Origin of the sequence: Bartonella sp. AP72JLCBS (assembly GCF_042195705.1) — a bacterium.
Lineage (GTDB): Bacteria > Pseudomonadota > Alphaproteobacteria > Rhizobiales > Rhizobiaceae > Bartonella.
This window is the reverse complement of the sequence record NZ_JBHIOU010000011.1, coordinates 55,831-77,073: the sequence shown is the minus strand read 5'-3', so window position 1 is coordinate 77,073 and position 21,243 is coordinate 55,831. Positions and strand designations below refer to the sequence as shown.

The window sequence follows — 21,243 nt, the reverse complement described above, 5'->3', positions numbered from 1 at the left end:
AATAGGGTCACGCCCTTCACGTAAAACAGCCCGCCATCCTGTTGCCAATTCACGGGCTTGTTTTAAAGAAACATCTCTTAAAGCACCCAAGCCCATTTCACGGCGCCGACCATGAATGGTACAACGATACAGCCATTGAGCACCACCATCTTTACGCTTATGAAGTAACAAGCCGGCACCATTATTATATTTGCCAGCTCCCAATGTTGCCGACAGTCCTTGGCTCTTAAGACGGTTCATAAGAGCCATTTTTACTCCTTTCTTGTACAATTTTTACCCACACATCAACCCCGCTTGTGACGTGCAAGCAAGTGGTTTTGATTGATTCAAGATAAACAGATTTGAAATGAGAGAATCCTACGTTATTCGAGACTCTCATTCAATATGCAAAACAGTGAATTATCATCATAAATCAATATATTGTTATTATGCGAAGCGTGCTTTATAGAGAAATGTTAGAAAATCCTATTCCCTTAACTTTACTCAGGTATCCCTTACTTAAAAAGTAAATAAAAAAACAATAGGTTACATATAACAAAGAAGAGTATGGTGCCCAGACGCGGATTCGAACCACGGACACGCGGATTTTCAGTCCGCTGCTCTACCAACTGAGCTATCTGGGCATGCTTCAAAAAACATAAAGCGTTTGCGGTTATAACATTAAAATTTTCTCTGTCCAGTCATCAAAAGAAAAATAATTGATTTTTTAATAAGTTTATCTCTCTATTCTAGAGCGTTATCAATGAATCTTTATCATAAAATAAATTTGATAGGTATATTGGACACTTTAGTGTATTGTTATTAGAATGCTGTCTTATCGTGGTGGTGATACGAAAAAAAATTAAAAGAATCAATCGAGAAGAATGATTAAGAAAGATTTTTTTATAAAGTTTACCTAAATTTTAAGCATACGAAATAAGAGACAACATTTTTGACTTTTTTCTAAAAAGATTATTGATTAGTCTTTATAATAATTTGTTTTTCTTTATAAAGAAAGAAAAACATCTAAAAGGGGAGAAATAATGATAATGTTACAAAAACCAAGTAATCGTCCCAATAATACTAATTTTTCTTCAGGCCCTTGTAGCAAACGGCCTGGTTGGACTCTTGATGTTCTTAAAAATGCATTAGTTGGGCGTTCACATAGATCTAGAGAAGCAGAATTAAAACTTGCTGAAGTTGTTAATTTAACCCGTGAGATTCTTGAGGTTCCTTCTGATCATCGTATAGGAATTATGCCAGGATCAGATACCGGTGCTGTTGAGGCTGCTCTATGGTCTCTATTAGGTGAGCGTGGCATTGATATGGCAGCGTGGGAAAGTTTTGGGTTTGGGTGGAATAAAGATGTTGTCGAGCAATTAAAGCTTTCTGATGTGCGTCGTTTTGAAGCTCCTTATGGTGAAATACCAGATTTAACACAACTTGACTTTGATCGGGATGTTGTTTTTACATGGAATGGGACAACTTCTGGTGTGCGTATTCCTAATGCGGATTTCATTCCGCATAAGCGGGCTGGATTGACCATTTGTGATGCAACATCGGCAGCTTTTGCGCAATATCTTGATTTTTCAAAATTAGATGTTGTTACTTTTTCATGGCAGAAAGTTTTGGGAGGTGAGGCTGCACATGGTATGGTGATTTTAAGTCCTCGTGCTGTTGAGAGGCTTGAGAATCATGTTCCAGCTTGGCCTATGCCCCAACTTTTCTATATGACAAAAAATGGAAAATTGAACGAAGATATTTTTAAAGGAAAGATCATCAATACACCTTCTATGCTTTGTGTTGAGGATTTCCTTGATGGGTTGAAGTGGGCAAAATCTCTAGGAGGTGCAGCGGCATTAAGAGCACGGGTTGAGAAAAATTTTTCTGTACTTGATGCTTTTGTTCGCAAAACGCCATGGTTAGAATATTTGGCAAAAGATCCTGAAGTGCGTTCTAACACCGCTATTTGTTTAGATATTGTGGATCCAGTGATTACTGCTTTGGATACGGAAAGGCGAGTATCTTTTATAAAAGCGGTTGTGAAGCGTCTTGATGAGGAAGGGGTTGCTTATGATATCGGTTCGTATCGCGATGCTCCTCCTGGGCTTCGAATTTGGGCGGGTATAACAATTGAGGCTTCCGATCTTGAAATTTTAACACAATGGCTTGAGTGGGCGTTCCAAGTTGAAAAAGCACAGCTTTAAATAATTACTGGTGATTTTCACAACGTGTTTTTAAACAAAAAAGGATACGAGAGATTATGATGATCTTTCGTATTCTTGTATCAGACAAACAGCCTCTAAATATTACATGAATTGTAAAAGATTAAGACGGGGAATGAATGCTTTGTCAGGTGTTGGATACGCACAAATTAAAATCTCTAATGTTTTTACTTTTTGTAGCGAAAATGACAGATTGAGAATATTTGGGTACTTGCTTATCTTTATTATCATAAATTTGAAAATTTAATCACTTGAAGATTGAGAAAAATCTGAAATGAGGAGTCGCACTTGCTCTAAGGTTTCGTTATAAAGAAGAGTTTGTTTTTGAATGCTGGTTTTTTTGACCAAACACGACGGAGAAAGTTATGGCCAATGTAGTTGTTGTCGGTACACAATGGGGTGATGAAGGCAAAGGTAAAATTGTAGATTGGTTGTCTGAGCGAGCAGATATCGTGGTGAGATATCAGGGGGGGCATAATGCTGGCCATACATTGGTTGTTGATGGAGTCAGTTATAAATTATCACTTTTACCGTCTGGTTTAGTGCGTGGCAAGTTATCAATTATTGGTAATGGTGTTGTTGTTGACCCTCATCATTTTGTTGCAGAAGTAAAAAAACTATGTAATCAGGGTGTAAAAATCACACCAGAAATTTTGCGTATTGCTGAAAATGCTCCTTTGATTCTTTCTTTGCATCGTGATCTTGATGCAATTCGAGAAAGCGGTTTATCTGGTTTAAAGATTGGTACAACAAAGCGCGGTATTGGACCGGCTTATGAAGATAAGGTGGGACGTCGTGCTATCCGAGTGATGGATTTAGCAGAAAAAGATACACTTATGGCTAAGATTGAGCGGCTTTTGAGGCATCATAATGCTTTGCGTCGTGGGATGGGTGTTTCAGAGATTGATTCTCGAGCACTTTATGATGAATTGATGCAAGTTGCGGATAAAATTTTGCCCTTTATGGATTGTACGTGGCGTCTTTTAGATGAAGGTTATCGAGGAGGGAAACACATTCTTTTTGAAGGTGCGCAAGGTGCTTTATTAGATAATGATTTTGGAACTTATCCTTATGTAACGTCATCTAATACAGTTGCTGGGCAAGCATGTACAGGTTCGGGGATGGGACCTGATGCAATTCATTATGTTTTGGGTATTGCAAAAGCTTATACTACACGCGTTGGAGAAGGGCCGTTCCCGACAGAGCAGATAAATGATATTGGTGAATTTCTAGGAGTGCGTGGACATGAATTTGGTGTTGTAACGGGTCGAAAGCGTCGATGTGGTTGGTTTGATGCTGTCTTAGTACGTCAGATGGTAACAATTTGCGGTGTTCAAGGTATAGCATTGACAAAACTTGATGTTTTAGATGGTTTGGATGAAATAAAAATTTGTATTGGTTATGAGCTTGATGGTAAAAGGATTGATTATTTACCTTCTTCCATGGGAGCTCAGGATCGGGTGAAGCCTATTTATGCAACATTAGAAGGTTGGAAGGAAGAAACAGCACATGCATTGAGGTGGGAAGATTTACCAGTGCAGGCTATTAAATATATACGCTATATTGAAGAACTGATTAATACAAAAGTGGCTTTATTATCCACAAGTCCAGAGCGTGAAGATACTATTCTTATTACGGATCCCTTTGTTAATTGATTATTGTTTTTAGATTTCTATATATGCTCTCTGTTCGTTTTTGTATCTTTTTACAAAAAAAGTTTTTAAGAGCACGTAAAAGAAAGGTGCAAAATAGCATTGTTTATTTTTCATATTCATTTTACATTATTGCAATAGTTGTACCAATATTAAATGGCAACCAATTTAGAAGGCTAAAATAAAGTTTTTTGGCTTTACTATTGATTTTTCTCAGTTTAAGAGAGATTATAGAGGAAATGGTAGATTTCGTTGGAATCTTAAAAAAGACAATTAATGCACAAAATAATATTACACCACAAGTGCGTAAGCGGATTTATAAGCGGGCTACCGAAACACTAGAACATCAATTTGTAACAGCAAAAATACCACAAGCAATAGCGGATGAACAAAGAAAGATTCTTCAAAGTTCTATTGCAACTGTTGAAGGAGAATATTTAGCAGTTGAAAAGAAACGGCTTTCTTCAGTTATTGGGTGGAATCCCACAAATATAAATGAAGATAAGAAAGTTACAAAAAAAACTATATTACCAAAAAATAATGAATTGTCAGAGGTAAACATAAAAAGAAAGCAAGATTTTGTTACACGTTCAAAGGATAACAAGGTATTTGTTGAGCTTTGTGTATCAGATATACCAGATGCAGAGCCTGTTAATATGGAGGCTGATGTGCCTTCTCAGCATGTTAATAGCAGTGTGTTAAAGATTTCTCCTTCGCAGGAAGATAATCCGCATATTGTTTCGCACATTTTTTCTCAGGCTTTACGTCGTGCTAATAAATCGTTAGTGCAAAGGCGTATTGTGATAAGTGCTGTTTCTGTTGTTAGTTTTGTTGTTTTACTTGTTGGTATTTTTTTTGTTGGTGAGCGTGTATTTGTATCAAATGATCATCAGTTTTTAGAAGAAAATCTTCAAGCTTCTCACAGAGTACCAAAGGCTTTTCCAATTAAGAGAAAGTTAACACAACGCTTATTAGAGGATGGAAGTGAAATTGATGTTGGTTTAAAACAAGCGATAGATTCTTCGGATGAAGAAGTACTCTCAACAGTTGTTGATAGAAATTTGCAATCGCTTGAAAAATCAGGTGAAGCTGTTTTCTATCAAGCACGTACAAATTATGATGCAGAAAAGATAGCAACGGGAAGTGCTCGCTGGACGCTTATAAAAGAATCTCAAGTGAAGGGGGCTCCAGAAGAAACAACTATACAAGGTGATATAACAATTCCTGATGAAGGGGTATCATTACGGTTAATTTTACGTCGTAATACCGATCAGTCATTTCCTGCTGCATATATTATGGACCTTGTTTTTATTCTTTCTGATAAATTTTCAGGTAAAGCTATAAGCAATGTTCAAGCATTAACCTTTAAAGCAAGTGAACAATCCATTGGACAGGCTTTAACAAGAACCATTGCTGCAAAGATTAACGATGACTTTTTTCTTGTCGCATTGAGTGGAAATCATCCATTTCTTGATCGAAATTTACAATTGATGCGAGAATTAGATTGGATGCGTTTGGTGTTAACGGATAAAAACGGGCGTATAAGTGAATTAACCTTTGCAAAAGGACCAACAGGTAAGTCTATTTTTAATGAAGTTATTGGACAATGGCTTGCACAACAAGATAAGTTAACAGTTCTTGGTCAAAAAAATAAAACATAGATGCAAAAGAATAAACGGCTGTGAAGAATTTTCTACGACCGTCTTTATCAATTATATACCAAATATATTCAATAAAGCTTTACATATCAATAACTTAAAGAATTCGATAGGCTAATTTACAAGTATAAAGCCAAGGCATGCTTTTTTTCATTTTCACATTTAAAGAATGTGCAAACCATTGGCTTTATACTTAACTCTAGGTTTTATACTTGACTTTGAGATAAAGTAGAATCTTTGATAGAGTTTTGCACTTTTTCAAATGCACGCATTTCAATTTGTCTTACTCGTTCTCGACTAATATTAAATTCACCAGAGAGTTCTTCTAGGGTTAGTGGTACATCGTTTAAACGACGCGCTTTAAATATACGCTTTTCGCGTTCATTGAGATTGTCCATGGCATTTATGAGCATGGAACGGCGATTTTCTAATTCACTTTTTTCAATCAAAATTTGTTCTTGATCGTTAGATTCATCCACCAACCAATCTTGCAACTCACTGTTTTCCCCTTCTTTTGTTCGAATTGGTGCGTTGAGTGAAGTGTCACCACCAAGCCTACGATTCATTGATACAACTTCATCTTCTGTGACATTCAACTGGGTTGCAATTTCTTTCACTTGTTCTGCATTGAGATCACCACTATCAAGTGCTTGAAGTTTACTTTTTAACTTACGAAGGTTGAAAAACAAGCGCTTTTGATTAGCTGTTGTCCCCATTTTCACCAAACTCCAAGAGCGCAATACATATTCTTGGATTGACGCTTTAATCCACCATATTGCATAGGTTGCAAGACGAAAACCCCGCTCTGGTTCGAAACGTTTAACAGCTTGCATGAGTCCAACATTGCCTTCTGAAATGACTTCCCCAATGGGAAGTCCGTAGCCCCGATATCCCATCGCGATTTTAGCTACGAGACGCAAATGGCTGGTTACTAGCCTATGCGCAGCTTTTAGATCATTATGCTCACGGTAACGCTGAGCTAACATATACTCTTCCTTTGGCTCAAGCATTGGAAAACGACGCACTTCTTCCAAGTAACGGTTTAAACCACCATCACCTGTCATTACTGATAATAAATTCATATGGGCCATATAGCACCCTCCTTTTGTCTGAATTCCCTGATAAGGCAAATTCTATGTTTTAGATAGCTAACTATCCTCATAACCTCACTTTAGCATATTTTTCAATTTTGTTCAAAAAAAGATATTTTATTGTGAAATCTTGAGAAGGGGAAAAGTTTCAATTCATTTTTTTAAAAAGCTCAATAAGTTTAGCCATATCTTGAGGCAGTGGTGCGGAAAACGACATAACTTTACCGGTAGAAGGATGTTCAAAAGTAAGACTTGCAGCATGGAGTGCATGTCGGTTGAATTGATCGATTGCATTTCTAATAGTGGGGTTGAATATGTTTGATTTTGTTTTAAAAGCGTTTCCATAAACTGTATCGCCTATGAGTGGATGCCCTATATGAGTCATATGAACACGGATTTGATGGGTGCGTCCAGTTTCCAAGCGACATTCCAGAAGGCTAGCAAAAGATGTTGAGTCTGCATGAGAGCCATATTTTTCAAGCAGAGAAACATGTGTAACAGCATGACGAGCATAAGGGTTTTGGTTATGGATGACAGCTTGCTTTGTCCGGTTATAGGGCGAACGGCCAAGTGATGCATCAATTGTCCAGACATTGCGCTGAGGTGTTCCCCAAATCAAGGCATGGTAGCGTCGATCTAATGCGCAGGTACGTCCATGATCAGAAAATTGAGCACTGAGACTTTTATGAGCTAGATCATTTTTTGCAACAACCATAACACCGCTTGTATTTTTATCAAGACGATGGACAATACCAGGGCGTTTAACACCACCTATACCAGATAAACTATTCCCACAGTGGTAAATAAGGGCATTAACCAATGTACCGGTCCAATTTCCATTCCCAGGATGAACAACAAGACCAGCTGGTTTGTTAATAACAATGATATGATCATCTTCAAAAAGAATGTCCAATGCAATGGCTTCAGCGCTAGGTTCTGCATCACGAAGGTCCGGCATTTCCAATTCAATTATTTGGTTAGGTTTTAATTTTGTTTTTGGTTCCTTTATGAATTGACCATCAATTTTAAGACAGCCTTCACGGATGAGGGTTTGCAAACGCGAACGTGAGAGCACATCATGATATTGTTTTGCGAGCCACTGATCAAGACGTTGCCCAAGAGCACCTTCATCCGTTATTTTCTGTATTACCATACGATTCCTATTAAGTTTTTAATAAGATTTTACCAGTACGAAATTGCTTTACTATCGAGAAATTCTTTAATTCCCCAATGTCCTCCTTCACGAGCGCGCCCAGAAAATTTTACACCTCCAAAGTAGCTTCCACTGGGTAATCCATGTCCATTAACTTCTACCATACCAGAGCGTACTTGTGCCGCAATACGACGATATTTGTTGCGATCTTGTGATTGAATATAGTTTGTAAGACCATACTCAGTCTCATTCGCTAAAGCGACGGCTTCTTCTTCTGTACTAAAAGAAAGAATCGAGAGAACTGGACCAAAGATTTCTTCTTTAAAAATACGCATATGAGGTTTTACATCAGCAAAGACTGTTGGACGGACATAATAACCGCGTTCCATTCCTTTTGGTAAACCAGTCCCGCCTGCAACAAGAGTTGCACCTTCATCAATTCCCGATTGGATAAGATCTTGAATTTTATCATATTGTTTTTTTGAAACAACGGGCCCAATATGATTTCCTTCTTGGCAGTTTGGTCCTACTTTTGTTGTTTCTGCAATATCCTTGGCTATTTTCACGGCTTTGTCATAGATGCTCTGTTCCACAAGCATACGAGTCGGTGCATTACAACTTTGTCCACTATTATAAAAGCAATGTCGTGCACCACGTTGAATAGCATCTGAGTCGGCATCAGCAAAGATAATATTCGCTCCTTTTCCACCAAGTTCCAGACAGACTCTTTTTAAAGTAGCGCTGGCATTTTTAGAAATATCTTTTCCTGCTCTAGTTGAACCAGTAAAGCTGATCATTTCTAAATCTGGATGTGCAGAGAGGTAAGAGCCGACAGTCGCACCATCACCATTGATTAAATTAAAAACACCGGCTGGAAGTGCGGCTTCATCTAAAAATTCAGCAAAAAGCATAGCAGAAAGAGGCGCAATTTCAGAGGGCTTTAACACCATGGTACAGCCAGCCAAGAGAGCAGGAATAACTTTAAGAGTTACTTGATTCATGGGCCAATTCCATGGCGTAATTAATCCTACGACGCCGATAGGATCGTAGTGAAGGATTGCTTGCTCATTTCCCTTTATTAAAGTTTCTTGGAACGAAAACTCTTTATAAGCTTCGATAAAATTGCGAATATGGGAACTTCCGGTTGCAGTTTGCGCATTAAGCGCCATATCAATTGGTGCTCCCATTTCCATTGAAATGGTTTTTGCCATGTCTTTGGAACGTTTTTCGTAGATCTCTAGAATTTTTTCAACAAATCCAAGACGCTCATTTGGTGACGTTGTTTTCCATTTTTGAAACGCTTCTTTAGCCGCATTAATTGCTTTATCGGCATCTTTTGTACTTCCAAGGCTAATGACAGCACAAGCCTCCTCTGTTGATGGATTAATGACGTCAAAATCGTGAGGAATGCTTGGCTCATCCCATAGACCATTGATATAAAATTTCCGTTTATTAAACATAATTCACTCCCTTTTTTCTATTTGTATTTATGTAATTATGATTGTCTTAGTCTAAGCCTTTTTAAACGAGGATAACAAGGGTAATCTTATAAAAACGCGAGAAATTAGATTATATCGTGATAATTGAGCATGGAGAATTCAATAGAGCAATGCTCATTGTATTATTGGGACTAGTTTCTCTTATGAAAAGGGAGAGAAAGAGAGGCATAGACAATTTTCTTGAAGCTTTTTTATCATGAAGTTTTCTTCAAAACAAATGAAATACGAGCTCTATGACACCATAAACTGAGTAATTTATATCGTAAATATGCAAAAGGCAGATTATGAATATGCATTATGGCATTATTTTTTTCATTAAAAAGTAACCATCAGCAAAAGGTTATTAACCTTCGTATGATAGTTTCTACGAATTCTTTTTGAAAAGGTTATTTTTCTCATTGCTATAAATTTGTTGGGTGCCATGCATAATTCGAAAACAAAATCTATTTCTACGTCTTCTTTTTCTGATGATAGTACGGAAGGTGCATCAAGAGAAGATTTATCTGTTAAGATTACTGAGATATTTCCTTATCCGGAAGTGTGGAAAAAGGCATTTGCCCTCGGAAAAAACGTCCGTTTCACGAGAACCCCAGAAGTTGAGATTTTGCGTCGTCGTATAGAAACAGATCCAATTTTTGCAAAACAGTTTAAAATTTTTACGAAGCAAGATCAAAAAAAAATTACAGATACAGATATTGTACGTTGTAACAAGAAAACAACAAATATTCTTTCGACAAAAAAAGTCATTAATCCTCAATCAATAGAGAATAAAACATCAGTTTGTCATTCAACGGTTTTGAAGCAGTTGTCACGTCAAACTACTCGTATGCCGTCAGCAAATATTCCACTTGAGGAGGATAAACAAGAACGTAAATTACAAGTGGAAAATGTGCTACAAAAAATAAAACCTGCTTTGCATCTTTCCGATGATGCATTTTTTGAGTGTGAATCTTTGATATTTGAACATGTGGAGACTCAAACTTCAAAAGAGGATAGAACATCACTTGACACGACAAATGAACTCACACCGGATATTCCCACAGCCTTTGATGAGTCAATAACTGCTCTTTACCGTGTTCTTGAATACCGCTTTCCACAACTCTATGATTCAATTACATCAGAATCTCCAGCGGAAAGGATGCGAGGTGTTGAGAAAATTTCTGATTTAATGCATACAAATAATGATACTACTAAAGAGTGTCATTCTAAGCTTTCTGTTGAAGATTCTGCTCATACGTTAAGTAATACAGGGGCGTTAAGTGATGCAGGAGCTAGTATAGAGACTGAAAATACCAATAATATTGTCGCCAATAATACTGTTGATTGTATAAATAAAGCCGTCAAAAAGAATTCAAAAGATTTTTCTGTGATGCAAGCAAACAGTAAAACTAAAACATTGCAATCTACTCGTATGCCATTAGGTAATTATGATTCTGCTTTTATGCAAAATATTCAATCTATTGACTGTGATGTTTATGAATTTCCTCCGATCAACTTATTACAGGAACCTGTTTTTCATGAAGGTACGATGATTCCTCAAGAAACATTAGAACGTGGTGCTGGACTTTTGGAAAGTGTTTTGGAAGATTTTGGCATTAAGGGTGAAGTTATCCATGTTCATCCAGGGCCTGTGGTAACAATGTATGAATTTGAACCCGCCGCGGGCGTAAAGTCATCGCGCGTTATTAATCTTTCTGATGATATTGCGCGTTCTATGTCTGCTATTTCTACACGCGTTGCTGTAATTCCTGGACGTAATGTTATCGGGATTGAGTTACCCAATGCGGTTCGTGAAACCGTTTATTTACGGGAATTAATCCAAACACGTTCTTTTCGTGAAAGTGAATTTAAACTTGCTCTTGCTTTGGGGAAGGGGATTAATGGTGAACCGGTCATTGCAGAATTAGCAAAAATGCCTCATTTATTGGTTGCAGGAACAACAGGATCAGGCAAGTCTGTTGCAATTAATACAATGATTTTGTCGATTCTTTATCGTATGACACCAAAGCAATGTCGTTTGATTATGGTTGATCCTAAAATGTTAGAGCTCTCTGTTTATGATGGCATACCACATCTTTTAACACCTGTTGTAACAGATCCCAAAAAAGCGGTAACAGCTTTAAAATGGGCTGTTCGTGAAATGGAAGAACGTTATCGCAAAATGGCTAAGTTGGGTGTGCGTAATATTGATGGTTTTAATGCACGCGTTGCACTTGCGGCTCAAAAAGGCGAAACGATCATGTGTACTGTTCAGTCGGGTTTTGATAAGGAAACAGGGGAAATGCTTTATCATGAAGAAGCCATGGATCTCACGCAGCTTCCTTATATTGTTGTGATTGTTGATGAGATGGCTGATCTTATGATGGTGGCAGGGAAAGAGATAGAGAATGCTATTCAGCGCTTAGCGCAAATGGCGCGTGCGGCAGGTATTCATCTTATTATGGCAACGCAACGTCCTTCTGTTGATGTTATCACAGGTACAATTAAAGCGAACTTTCCTACCCGCATTTCTTTTCAAGTAACATCAAAAATTGATAGTCGTACGATCTTGGGTGAACAAGGTGCTGAAACACTTTTAGGTCAGGGGGATATGCTTCATATGGCAGGTGGTGGACGCATTGTGCGCGTTCATGGCCCTTTTGTTTCTGATGAAGAAGTTGAATCCATCGTTGCACATCTAAAAATGCAAGGTAAACCTGATTATTTAGCAACGGTAACAGATAATGAAGACGATAACAAAGAGGATACTTCTGCTGATTCAGCTGCGGAAATTTCTGAGGAAGAAAATTTTGATGAAGAGGGTGAGGAACTTTATAACCAAGCTGTAAAAATTGTTATGCGTGATAAAAAATGTTCAACATCTTATATTCAGCGCCGACTTTCAATCGGCTATAATAAAGCAGCTTCTCTCGTCGAGCGGATGGAAGAAAAAGGCATTGTTGGAGCCGCTAATCATGTTGGAAAACGTGAAATTTTACTCAATGAAGGGAAATAAACAAGCACATTTTAAAATGGGTAATTTTTAAAATGTCTGACAGTCATTATTAAAATTTGCTTGTTTTATTTTTTATAATAATATTAAAAAATTGAGTAGAGAGTCATAAAGAAAAAGCGATCTTTTATATTAAGACTTCTGATGAGGTAAACAAGCTGATATCAAAGGAGGTTATGAGATATTTTAACATTTCTAAATGATCTGGAATATAAAGAAATTAAACAAATCTTTATATGAGGGCAGATGATTTGTGTTCTCTTTTTTACAGAGAAATTTTTTAATAAAATAGTGCGGTAGCATATTTTTTCTTTTTTCTTTTGTAGCGATTCTAATGAAAGAAAGATCTTTGTATGAATGCCTTCAAATGCCAAGAACTATTGGTAACATTAGGGGCTGAAATTAGTATAATGATGGTGCTAACCAGCTCTTTTATAAGTATAAAAATGGTAATGCACAATGCCTTGATATCCTCTATAGGGACTTTTACATTACACCATTTACAGATGACGTCGTAAAATAAGCTTGGGGATCTTGGGAGATATCTTTTCAAAAAAGGCGCATGAATGTGTAAAATAAGTGTATTCTTTTTGAGTACTATTTATGCGAGGGAGATGTTACCATTATTGTAACAAGATTTATTACAATAATGGGTGAATAAGCAACAAGAGCTGGAAGCTTCTTTTTATTCTTGTTTTGTTGATGAAACAGTCAAAATTTTGCTACAGACAATTGATATGAGATATCAAGTTATTTTAACCAGAATAGATAATTGTAAACAAATTAGCATTATTCATTTGAGAGTAAATTCAACACTTTTTAGTTTTAGTTATGCCATTAAAAGCAGATGAGTTAAAGTTAAATACAAATGAATTAAAATGTCAGCAAGAAGCTTTTCGTTTTACACCAGAGCTTTTGCCACGGCCTTTTACGTGGGAAATCGATCACAATGGTTTGTTTTGTGAAGTCTCAAAAGAGCTAGCTGAAGTTGTTGGTCCTCTCTCTTCTTCTATTTTAGGGTGTAGTTTTCATGAGCTTGCTCATCAATTTAATGATGATCGATATCTGGTTCTCAGTCGTTTTATTGAAGCGGCTATGCCTTGGAGTAAAGAGATTGTTCAATGGCCTGTCGATGGTTGCTTACAATGGCTTGATGTTGAATTGTCAGCTTTGCCAATTTTTGATGTTACAAAGCAGCTTAAGGGGTTTCGTGGCTTTGGTGTTTTAAAAATACAAAAAAAAGTCCAAGAAAAAAGAAATGAAAAGCTAGAAACAGAAATGCCATGTCTTACGGAGATAGAACGCTCAGCTTTTCGTGAAATTGCAGAGCAATTGCGTGATGAATTGAATTCATCGGTAAAAGAAGAAAATTTAGTTGAAGAAACAGCTATTCAGTTACCATATGCACAAACATTGCCGGTAAATGCTATAGAACAAGCTCTCGTAAAAGAGCCCGCTGCAGTTTTATCATTGTTGGATACAGCAACAGATGGTGTTTTATGGTTGGATGAAGAGGGCTTTGTTCAATCAGCGAGTAGGGCAGCCTTAGCATTAATGGGTTATGAAATAAATGAACTACGAGGACAACCATTCTCTTCATTATTTACTTTGCAAAGCCGACTTTTGGTTGAAAAGTATTTTAAATCAATCCGTATGGAGGAAAAAAATCAGGTTTTAAATCGCAGTGAAACCGCTGATTTAATGACAAAAAATCATAAAAATATAACCGTTTTGATAACGATTGTATTTTTGGCAAAGCAAGGCAATTATGCTGTTATGTTGCGTGATAGGACACAAACAGTTCCATCAGGAGAAAAAAAAGCAGAAGAGGATAAAATCGTTGGAGTTGTTCATGAAATACGAACACCTTTGAATGCTCTTATTGGTTTTGCAGAAATTATGAGAGAAGGCCGTTTTGGTTCAATAGAAAATGAGCGCTATCATGGATATTTACGCGATATTATTTCCTCTGGAAAACATATATTATTGCTGATTAATCAATTACTAGAGTGCTCGAAGATAAATTATTCTGGTTCCGATAACCAGATTGATTCTTCCCTTATTTCTGAAACATTTGATGTAATATCTTGTTTACGTGCGACGATAGCTTTTCTTGAAACTCAAGCCAATCAGAACGGCATTATCATGCGTATTGTTGCTCCACCTCATGTTCCATTTATTCCTGTATCACAACAAGTGTTTCGCCAGATTATATGGAATCTTCTTTCCAATGCTATTCGTTTTACACCTTTGGGTGGACAGATTATTGTTCACGTTTCTTATAGAAAAGAACGTGTAAAAATTTCAGTGAGTGATAATGGTATAGGGATGAACGAAGAAGAAATTATACAGGCACTGCAACCTTATGGTCAAGTAGAGCGCAAAGATGGCCGATCTGGTGATAGCGCTTTTATGGGAACAGGTTTAGGCCTCCCAATGTGTAAAGCAATGGTGGAAGAAAGAGGGGGACAATTTTTACTGTTCTCAAAACCCAATCATGGAACAACTGTGGAAATGTTTTTTCCTCGTGTTCCATGATGTAAATCTGGCATAAAATTATTTTTTCTTAGCCAAAAGATCTCTAATTTCTGTTAAAAGTTGTTCTTCTGAAGACGTTTTTTTGGGGCTTTCTTCTTCTTTTCTACGGATTTTATTCATAGCTTTAACGAATAAAAAAAGAACCCAAGCAATAATGAGAAAATTGATAAGTAAAGTAATAAAGTGTCCATAGCTAATGGTTGCTCCAGCTGCTTTGGCGGCACTCAATGTTGCTTGTTTTTCGCCAGCAAGTTGAATAAACATATTAGAAAAATCAATCCCACCTGTAATCAGCCCAATGATTGGCATAAAAATATCATTGACAATTGAGTTGACCAAGCTACCAAAAGCACCCCCTATAATCACACCGATAGCAAGATCAATCATATTACCTTTTAGGGCAAATTCTTTGAATTCTTTAAGCATTGCATTTTCCCCTTTATATAAGCGATATACGGTAATTTACTTACCGCTTTTGATGAAAAAGGAAAGGGCAGATTTTATTTTTAGGATTATATTACGATATTAATATTATTTTCAAAGAACTTTATAAGGTTTAATAAAGGGCTTTAGGGCTCTATTTGAATGTACATAGAATACTTCCTAGAAAAAAGCTTTTTTGATAAAAACTATAGCTGCTTTTTCAACAGAAAGTAGAAAACTGTAGCTTAATTTATATAATTGCCTCAAGATCTTTATGATAACATTAAAAAGAGAGATTTTTACACAATACCACAAAATGGGCAGTGTTGAAAGCTGAGCTATCAGAAAGCTTCTCAAATGAAGTACATATATTGGCATAACATTTTATTATAAAAAGAAAATTTAGGAATAAAAAATATATTTCAGCGCTGATAGAAGAAATAGATAAATGAGACAGAAGTAAAACTTATAATTTAAATCCTCTTAATTCAGTAAGCGATAATAGCAATTAGGAGGGCATTATGGCTTATCTAAAAGCTATTTGTATTGGGTTGCATGAGCTAAAATGGCGATAATTCGGATGGAAGAAACACATTTCATCTGCTGGAAGATTGTATCAGTTTATAAATAGCAGAGCTCTAGGGTTTGCAAGATCATTTTGGTTTGGAAGTCGTTGGTATGATGTTTGAGTTCAATAATCAACTGTCATTACTTAAAATATATGTTAGGCAGAGCACTTAATAGATGCAAAATTGTATTTAATACATCAGAAATGGCAAAGAAAACAACGCAGATTATCAATAGAGTACAAATTGATTGAACATTCTGTTGCTCTAAATAGTGCAACAATAGTATGAATTTAGATGATTTTATGAACCATGTATCCTGTAAATGCTAGGAAAAAATAGCTTTATAGAACAAGCTTTGTTTCTATTGAAAACAATATTACACAAAGGAACTTTGGGAATAGAGATAATTTGCCTGCATTTTTAAGAAAATTATGAGCGTGCCTGCATAAGACGTCATAAAACCATGACTATGGTAAGAGCCATTGATGTTCCAATTCATGCTGAATTTTATAAGATTAGGATTCATATTTTAATCTTTAAAAAATGTCGAAAAAGAGAAACATTTTTTAAGAATAAAAAGTTCTTTACATAGTATAACCAATATAAACATGTATGGCTATTATGTGATGAGTTTTCTTCTAGAAGGGGAATATTATTGGGATAATATGCTTGCTTTGATTGGAAATCTTTTGTGTTAAAAGGTAGAGGTGAGGTGCGATGGATCATTTTTATGTTGTGGAGAAGAATTGATGAGTTTTTTTCGTTGTATTGGCCGTTCTGCCTTATTTATGTTGGATCCAGAGCAAGCACACGGTTTAGCGATTCTTGGGCTGAAAAGTGGATTAAATGGTTGTCAAAAGGTTATCGACAAACGTTTGTGTGTAACTGTTGCTGGTCTTGAGTTTGAAAATTTTATTGGTCTTGCAGCGGGGTTTGATAAAAATGCAGAGGTTGTAGATGGTATTTTTCGGTTAGGATTTGGTTTTACTGAAATTGGGACAGTGACACCAAAGCCTCAGATTGGAAATCCTAAACCACGGCTTTTTCGTTTAAAAGAAGATGAAGCGATTATTAATAGAATGGGCTTTAATAATGACGGACATCAAGTTGTTTACAATAGATTGCATGCGTGTAAAAAAACTGGTGTTATAGGAGTCAACATTGGAGCCAATAAGGATACGGTCGATAAGATTGATGATTATACTGTTGGTATTGCTCATTTTTATGATGTTGCTGATTATTTTACGGTTAATATTTCTTCTCCTAATACACCAGGTTTACGTGATTTACAGGCCCGTGACAGTTTGCATCTTTTGTTGAGTGCAATTTCGCAAGCGCGAAATGAGCAAGAGAACAAGCATGGATTCTCCATTCCCATTTTTTTAAAAATTGCCCCAGATTTATCAGAGAAAGAATTAGATGATGTTGCTGAAGAAATAAAACTTTCTGATTTTAATGGGCTGATTGTTTCTAACACAACTCTTTCACGCCAAGGTCTTAGTAATAGTCACTTCCGTAATGAAGAGGGTGGGCTTTCTGGACGTCCACTCTTTGAGCGTTCTACTATTATGCTTGCAAAAATGCGTCAAAAATTAGGGAAGGAGATTGCAATTATTGGCGTTGGCGGTATAAAGGATGCACAGACTGCTTTGGAAAAAGTAAAAGCTGGTGCAGATTTGATTCAATTATACAGTGGGATGGTTTATGAAGGTCCAGATCTTGTCATAACTATTCTGCAAGAGATTTTGCAGATGATGCAACAAGATGGAGTTGATAACATAAAAGGCTATCGTGATCATAGTATTGAGCATTGGGCAAAATTTCCTTTGTAAAAAACGCTTTTTTCTTCACAAAAAATTGCGAGATTTTTTTAAAGGGGCTTGCAAACTTTGTTGATCTTCCTTATGTCACATAAGCAAAGAATAAATGTTTACGAAATCGTGAACAGTTATGATACATTTGATTTTATGCGGTTGTAGCTCAGTTGGTTAGAGCGCTGGTTTGTGGCACCAGAGGTCGTAGGTTCAAATCCCACCAACCGTACCAAAAAATTTTATTGAAAATACTGAAAATGGATATACAAGACGAACAAACGGCTCGCTGAGGATCTTTTATCAATGACTGTAGTTGCTTGGGGGCATAATATTGTACAAAAAAACGCATGGCATAAAGTCCAAAAAACCAATAAAGGGGCATTGCGCTTCTTTTTTAAGAACTGGGCATCTCCTCTTACCTTAATGCGTTCTCATTATGCATCCTTTACACAAGACTTGTGATGGAAAGACTTTACGGAAAAAATCAATGTGTTTTGTTTAAAAGATCCGAGCTTAATATGCCCTTCAATATGGAAGGGTATTTCACAATGTTTGTTGTGATGAAGCAATTGCTCTCTCTTGGCATGCCACTGGCTGTTGGGTTTATCTCTCAGATGATGATTTCCTTCACAGATGCAGCGCTTGTAGCGCATTTAGGCGTGCAAGCCTTGAGTGGTACAATGTTAGCTCTGAGTATATTTAGTTTTGTTATGTTGTTTGGGCTAGGTATTATTACCGCGGTTGCACCAAAACTTGCGGAAAGTTTTCGTAGACAAGATAGATATGCATTGAAGGCATGGTTTGATCAAGGAATATGGCTTTCCCTTGTGATTGGAATGATGAGTGCGATCATTTTACTCAACACGAGAAATATTTTGTGTTTTCTCGGACAAGATGGGACAATTGCCAATATAGCGCAGGAATATAATAGTGGTGCTGCTATAGGGGTGGTGTTTTTTTATCTTTATGTGAATAGCCGGGGATTACTGTCAGCAATTGGTAATCCAAAGCCGTTAACCTGGGTTATGCTTGCGGCTATCCTTGTGAATTTTCTTATCTCTTGGCCGCTTATTTTTGGTATAGCTTCTGTAAGCGGATTAGGTGTCTTTGGTGCAGGAATTGCGAGCAGTTTGATCCGTATTTTAATTGTTATTGCAGCAGCAATAATTTTGTCCCGCAATTCTGCTTTTCATTCTTTTCGCTTTAATTATTTGAGACCAAAGTTAGAGATTTCACGAATAATAAAATTGCTGCGAGTAGGGCTACCCATTGGTGTACGTATTCTTATTGCGGAGGGCTTTCCTTCGTTCATTGCATTCATGATTACGGTTTATGGGGTCGAATCTTTGTCCGCGCATACGATAGGGATGCGTCTCGATATGCTTATTTCTGTGGTGGCTTTGGGGATTTCCAGCGCAGCCGCGACAATAGCAGCGTGGTATAGAGCAGATAGGAATAATATGGCTCTAAAACAATTGCGTATGAGTGTCACAGTTTTTGCTGTAGCTTATGTCTTGTTTTTATCAGGGATTGTTTATCTCTCTTATGGATTCATCCTTACAACCATCTTTAATATTTCTTCAGAACGCGTTGTTGTTTTCTCTTGGAAGTTGCTTCCGTTCATTTTATTGTCTTTTGCTTTTGGCACTTTAGGAGCTATGCTCAATGGCATACTTGTGGGCTTGCTTGATACGTTTTGGTCAACAATTGTTGTAGCAATAAGTTATTGGGGGTTAGGCCTATTTGGGGGAGCGCTAATGGCGCATTTTTTTGAATATGACTTTATTGGCTATTGGCTTGGCATGATTGGTGCAAGCTTAATCGTTTCTCTCTTTAATTATATGCGCGTGGGTTATTTAATAAAATGCAATCCTATGTTTGGGGCAGAGTGAGTGTTATAAAAGCGCTTGTAAAGCACTAACTGTGAAGGCTTAGCTACTCATCGTCCATAGAGGCTGTTTTACTTCTATGGAGATAACAATATAGGTTACAAAACTTGCTTAATATTGAAAAGAAGTGTCTTTGATTGTAGCCTCAATATTATTTGTTGAGTTTTTAAAATAATATGGGTTTATTAAAATCATTCGGCTACAGTTTAAGAGTAAGTTCGGTAGATTGGAAGAGTTTAATACCTTAAAAAATGACGAGAAAAAACGTGCTTATATTCATACGCCGTTGAGGAGTCATTTAAAAAAGTTATTGTTTTTATAAGTTATTACCATTGCGATGCTAAAACGCATGCATTTGTCAAAACAATCGCAGACGCTAACGATGTTATTCTTGCAAGCCCTGTTTATCACGGGTCTTATTCAGGGGGATTGAAGAATGCTCTTGATAATTTAGAGTATAATGCTTTTGGGATAAAGTTTTTGGTCATCTCTCTCATGACAATATAACCCAAAATGCGCACTGCCCTGTGTATATTTGGTACCAGTTGCGCATACGCTTTATGGACAAGCTCTGCAATATCAAGTTGCTTCGGCTAAAGATGATTTTGCGTTTGAGAATGAAAACCGTACACGGAGACTTAGCAGCGTAAATGTACGGGCTTGCTGCGCACATCTTGCTGATAAAATGTACAATAAGGGTGGAGGATATGATCAAAAATGATAAGAAATACCGTTAGTTAGTCGTTGGTGGTACAGGAATATTGGCGCCCTTTGCCGGTCATAAGGGCTGAACAACGTGATTATCGCAGCGCGTTTTCGTTCTCATCAATCCAAAATTGAGTTATTTCAGACAAGGGCTAAATGTATATTTTGGAGATTATTATAAGCCATAGGCACAATTTTTAAAAGGGGTACCACTATGGACGGGCTTGAAATATTGCATATTATGGGGGGCATTCGCCTGCACATGCATTTTCGTGTAGGTTGAGATTGAGCGGTTGTCCTTCTTACCGAAACCTCAGCGTATTGTTCATGTTTTTGGTTCTAATGCAGAGGATAAAATAATCTCTGGATGTGCGCATCATAATAAGATTGATCCCACATCTGTAAAATTAGGTCGGAAAAGGCTATCATATGGCCGGCGGTGGTCAATGAGAAAAGTGTTTATGATCATGTGATTTGTGAGAGCCGTATTGAGAAAGAGTTTGCGCAAAATCTCGATAATGACTCTGATGTAAGATTGTTTTTTAAACTGCCAAGAAGTTTTAAAATAACCATTCCCATTGGTTCTTATACGTCTGATTGGGCGGTTTTTTTAGAGAGGGATGGCGAACAAAAGCTTTACTTTGTGCTGGAAACAAAAGGAACGAATAGCGATTTTGATTTGCGCCTTAAAGAAATGCTGAAGATTAAATGCGGCAAGGCGCATTTTACCGCCCTTGAGACTGGTGTGGTGTTTAACGAGGCACTGGTGATGAGTTGGCGCGATTCTAAGCGGGGATGGTGGTAGAGAGAGTGGGGGCTGTGGTAAGAGTGGGCGGCACGAATGACGCTGTCTTTAGTTGCGTACCGCCAAGCTAATTTTGTGCTTTGCGGAATTCGCTAAGACTTTTGGACGTACCGCGTTTACCGCGTAATAAAATCTTATGAATATCATGCAGAAGGCGCGCGCAGAAGGGGGTGATTACGTGACTAGCTTCCCAATGCCGTAATTAAGTACAGCTACATAATGAGATAGCTCTTCAATATCATCAGTTGCAC

16 protein-coding genes and 2 tRNA genes are annotated in these 21,243 nt (G+C 37.1%); 12 read left to right on the top strand and 6 right to left on the bottom strand.

Annotated features, from left to right (window positions below; all coding sequences use genetic code 11):
* Together ACFILO_RS07125 and ACFILO_RS07120 are read right to left on the bottom strand one after the other, a co-directional pair.
* The coding region (locus ACFILO_RS07125; RefSeq protein ID WP_375678055.1) for an Arm DNA-binding domain-containing protein at positions 1 to 249 on the bottom strand (249 nt) is incomplete at its 3' end.
* A gap of 298 nt (positions 250 to 547) precedes the next feature.
* Positions 548 to 623, bottom strand: a tRNA-Phe gene (locus tag ACFILO_RS07120).
* Between the two features lie 399 nt (positions 624 to 1,022).
* On the opposite strand from ACFILO_RS07120, the gene ACFILO_RS07115 reads away from it, so the two are divergent.
* From ACFILO_RS07115 to ACFILO_RS07105, 3 genes are all read left to right on the top strand, one after another.
* Positions 1,023 to 2,186, top strand: coding sequence for a phosphoserine transaminase (locus tag ACFILO_RS07115; protein ID WP_375612053.1), 1,164 nt, complete (start codon positions 1,023 to 1,025; stop codon positions 2,184 to 2,186).
* 383 nt (positions 2,187 to 2,569) lie between these two features.
* Complete coding sequence (locus ACFILO_RS07110; protein ID WP_375612054.1) at positions 2,570 to 3,859, top strand: adenylosuccinate synthase; 1,290 nt, start codon at positions 2,570 to 2,572, stop codon at positions 3,857 to 3,859.
* A 236-nt stretch (positions 3,860 to 4,095) separates the two neighbouring features.
* On the top strand, positions 4,096 to 5,517 hold the full coding sequence (locus tag ACFILO_RS07105) for a hypothetical protein (RefSeq protein WP_375678054.1): 1,422 nt from the start codon (positions 4,096 to 4,098) through the stop codon (positions 5,515 to 5,517).
* Positions 5,518 to 5,720: 203 nt separating this feature from the next.
* Here ACFILO_RS07105 and rpoH read toward each other — a convergent pair whose 3' ends face one another.
* The 3 genes from rpoH to ACFILO_RS07090 all read right to left on the bottom strand — a co-directional run bounded on the left by rpoH (position 5,721) and on the right by ACFILO_RS07090 (position 9,218).
* Entirely contained in the window at positions 5,721 to 6,605 is an 885-nt protein-coding gene (gene rpoH, locus ACFILO_RS07100; protein ID WP_375618560.1) for an RNA polymerase sigma factor RpoH, read from the bottom strand.
* A 148-nt stretch (positions 6,606 to 6,753) separates the two neighbouring features.
* Complete coding sequence (locus ACFILO_RS07095) at positions 6,754 to 7,758, bottom strand: RluA family pseudouridine synthase (RefSeq protein WP_375629611.1); 1,005 nt, start codon at positions 7,756 to 7,758, stop codon at positions 6,754 to 6,756.
* A 29-nt stretch (positions 7,759 to 7,787) separates the two neighbouring features.
* Complete coding sequence (locus ACFILO_RS07090) at positions 7,788 to 9,218, bottom strand: aldehyde dehydrogenase family protein (protein WP_375631496.1); 1,431 nt, start codon at positions 9,216 to 9,218, stop codon at positions 7,788 to 7,790.
* Positions 9,219 to 9,678: 460 nt separating this feature from the next.
* Between ACFILO_RS07090 and ACFILO_RS07085 the strand changes: the two genes are divergently transcribed.
* Both ACFILO_RS07085 and ACFILO_RS07080 read left to right on the top strand, forming a co-directional pair.
* Positions 9,679 to 12,252 (top strand): DNA translocase FtsK, encoded by a 2,574-nt coding sequence (locus ACFILO_RS07085; RefSeq protein WP_375678053.1) that lies wholly within the window; start codon positions 9,679 to 9,681, stop codon positions 12,250 to 12,252.
* 828 nt (positions 12,253 to 13,080) lie between these two features.
* Positions 13,081 to 14,787, top strand: coding sequence for an ATP-binding protein (locus ACFILO_RS07080; RefSeq protein ID WP_375678052.1), 1,707 nt, complete (start codon positions 13,081 to 13,083; stop codon positions 14,785 to 14,787).
* A gap of 18 nt (positions 14,788 to 14,805) precedes the next feature.
* Here ACFILO_RS07080 and mscL read toward each other — a convergent pair whose 3' ends face one another.
* A complete protein-coding gene (gene mscL, locus ACFILO_RS07075; protein ID WP_026500234.1) occupies positions 14,806 to 15,213 on the bottom strand; it encodes a large conductance mechanosensitive channel protein MscL in 408 nt (135 codons plus the stop codon).
* Between the two features lie 1,315 nt (positions 15,214 to 16,528).
* Here mscL and ACFILO_RS07070 point away from each other — a divergent pair.
* From ACFILO_RS07070 to ACFILO_RS07040, 7 genes are all read left to right on the top strand, one after another.
* Positions 16,529 to 17,611: a quinone-dependent dihydroorotate dehydrogenase gene (locus ACFILO_RS07070; protein WP_375613710.1), complete on the top strand. Its 1,083-nt coding sequence runs from the start codon at positions 16,529 to 16,531 to the stop codon at positions 17,609 to 17,611.
* A 137-nt stretch (positions 17,612 to 17,748) separates the two neighbouring features.
* Positions 17,749 to 17,825, top strand: a tRNA-His gene (locus ACFILO_RS07065).
* 71 nt (positions 17,826 to 17,896) lie between these two features.
* Positions 17,897 to 18,055: a hypothetical protein gene (locus tag ACFILO_RS07060; RefSeq protein WP_375678051.1), complete on the top strand. Its 159-nt coding sequence runs from the start codon at positions 17,897 to 17,899 to the stop codon at positions 18,053 to 18,055.
* An 86-nt stretch (positions 18,056 to 18,141) separates the two neighbouring features.
* Complete coding sequence (locus ACFILO_RS07055; protein ID WP_375678050.1) at positions 18,142 to 19,485, top strand: MATE family efflux transporter; 1,344 nt, start codon at positions 18,142 to 18,144, stop codon at positions 19,483 to 19,485.
* A 306-nt stretch (positions 19,486 to 19,791) separates the two neighbouring features.
* A complete protein-coding gene (locus ACFILO_RS07050; protein ID WP_375678059.1) occupies positions 19,792 to 19,989 on the top strand; it encodes an NADPH-dependent FMN reductase in 198 nt (65 codons plus the stop codon).
* Positions 19,990 to 20,017: 28 nt separating this feature from the next.
* The gene (locus tag ACFILO_RS07045; RefSeq protein ID WP_375678049.1) at positions 20,018 to 20,203 is read left to right on the top strand and encodes a hypothetical protein; all 186 of its coding nucleotides are present in this window, start codon (positions 20,018 to 20,020) and stop codon (positions 20,201 to 20,203) included.
* Between the two features lie 423 nt (positions 20,204 to 20,626).
* Positions 20,627 to 20,992, top strand: coding sequence for a hypothetical protein (locus tag ACFILO_RS07040; RefSeq protein WP_375678048.1), 366 nt, complete (start codon positions 20,627 to 20,629; stop codon positions 20,990 to 20,992).
* Positions 20,993 to 21,243 lie beyond the last annotated feature (251 nt).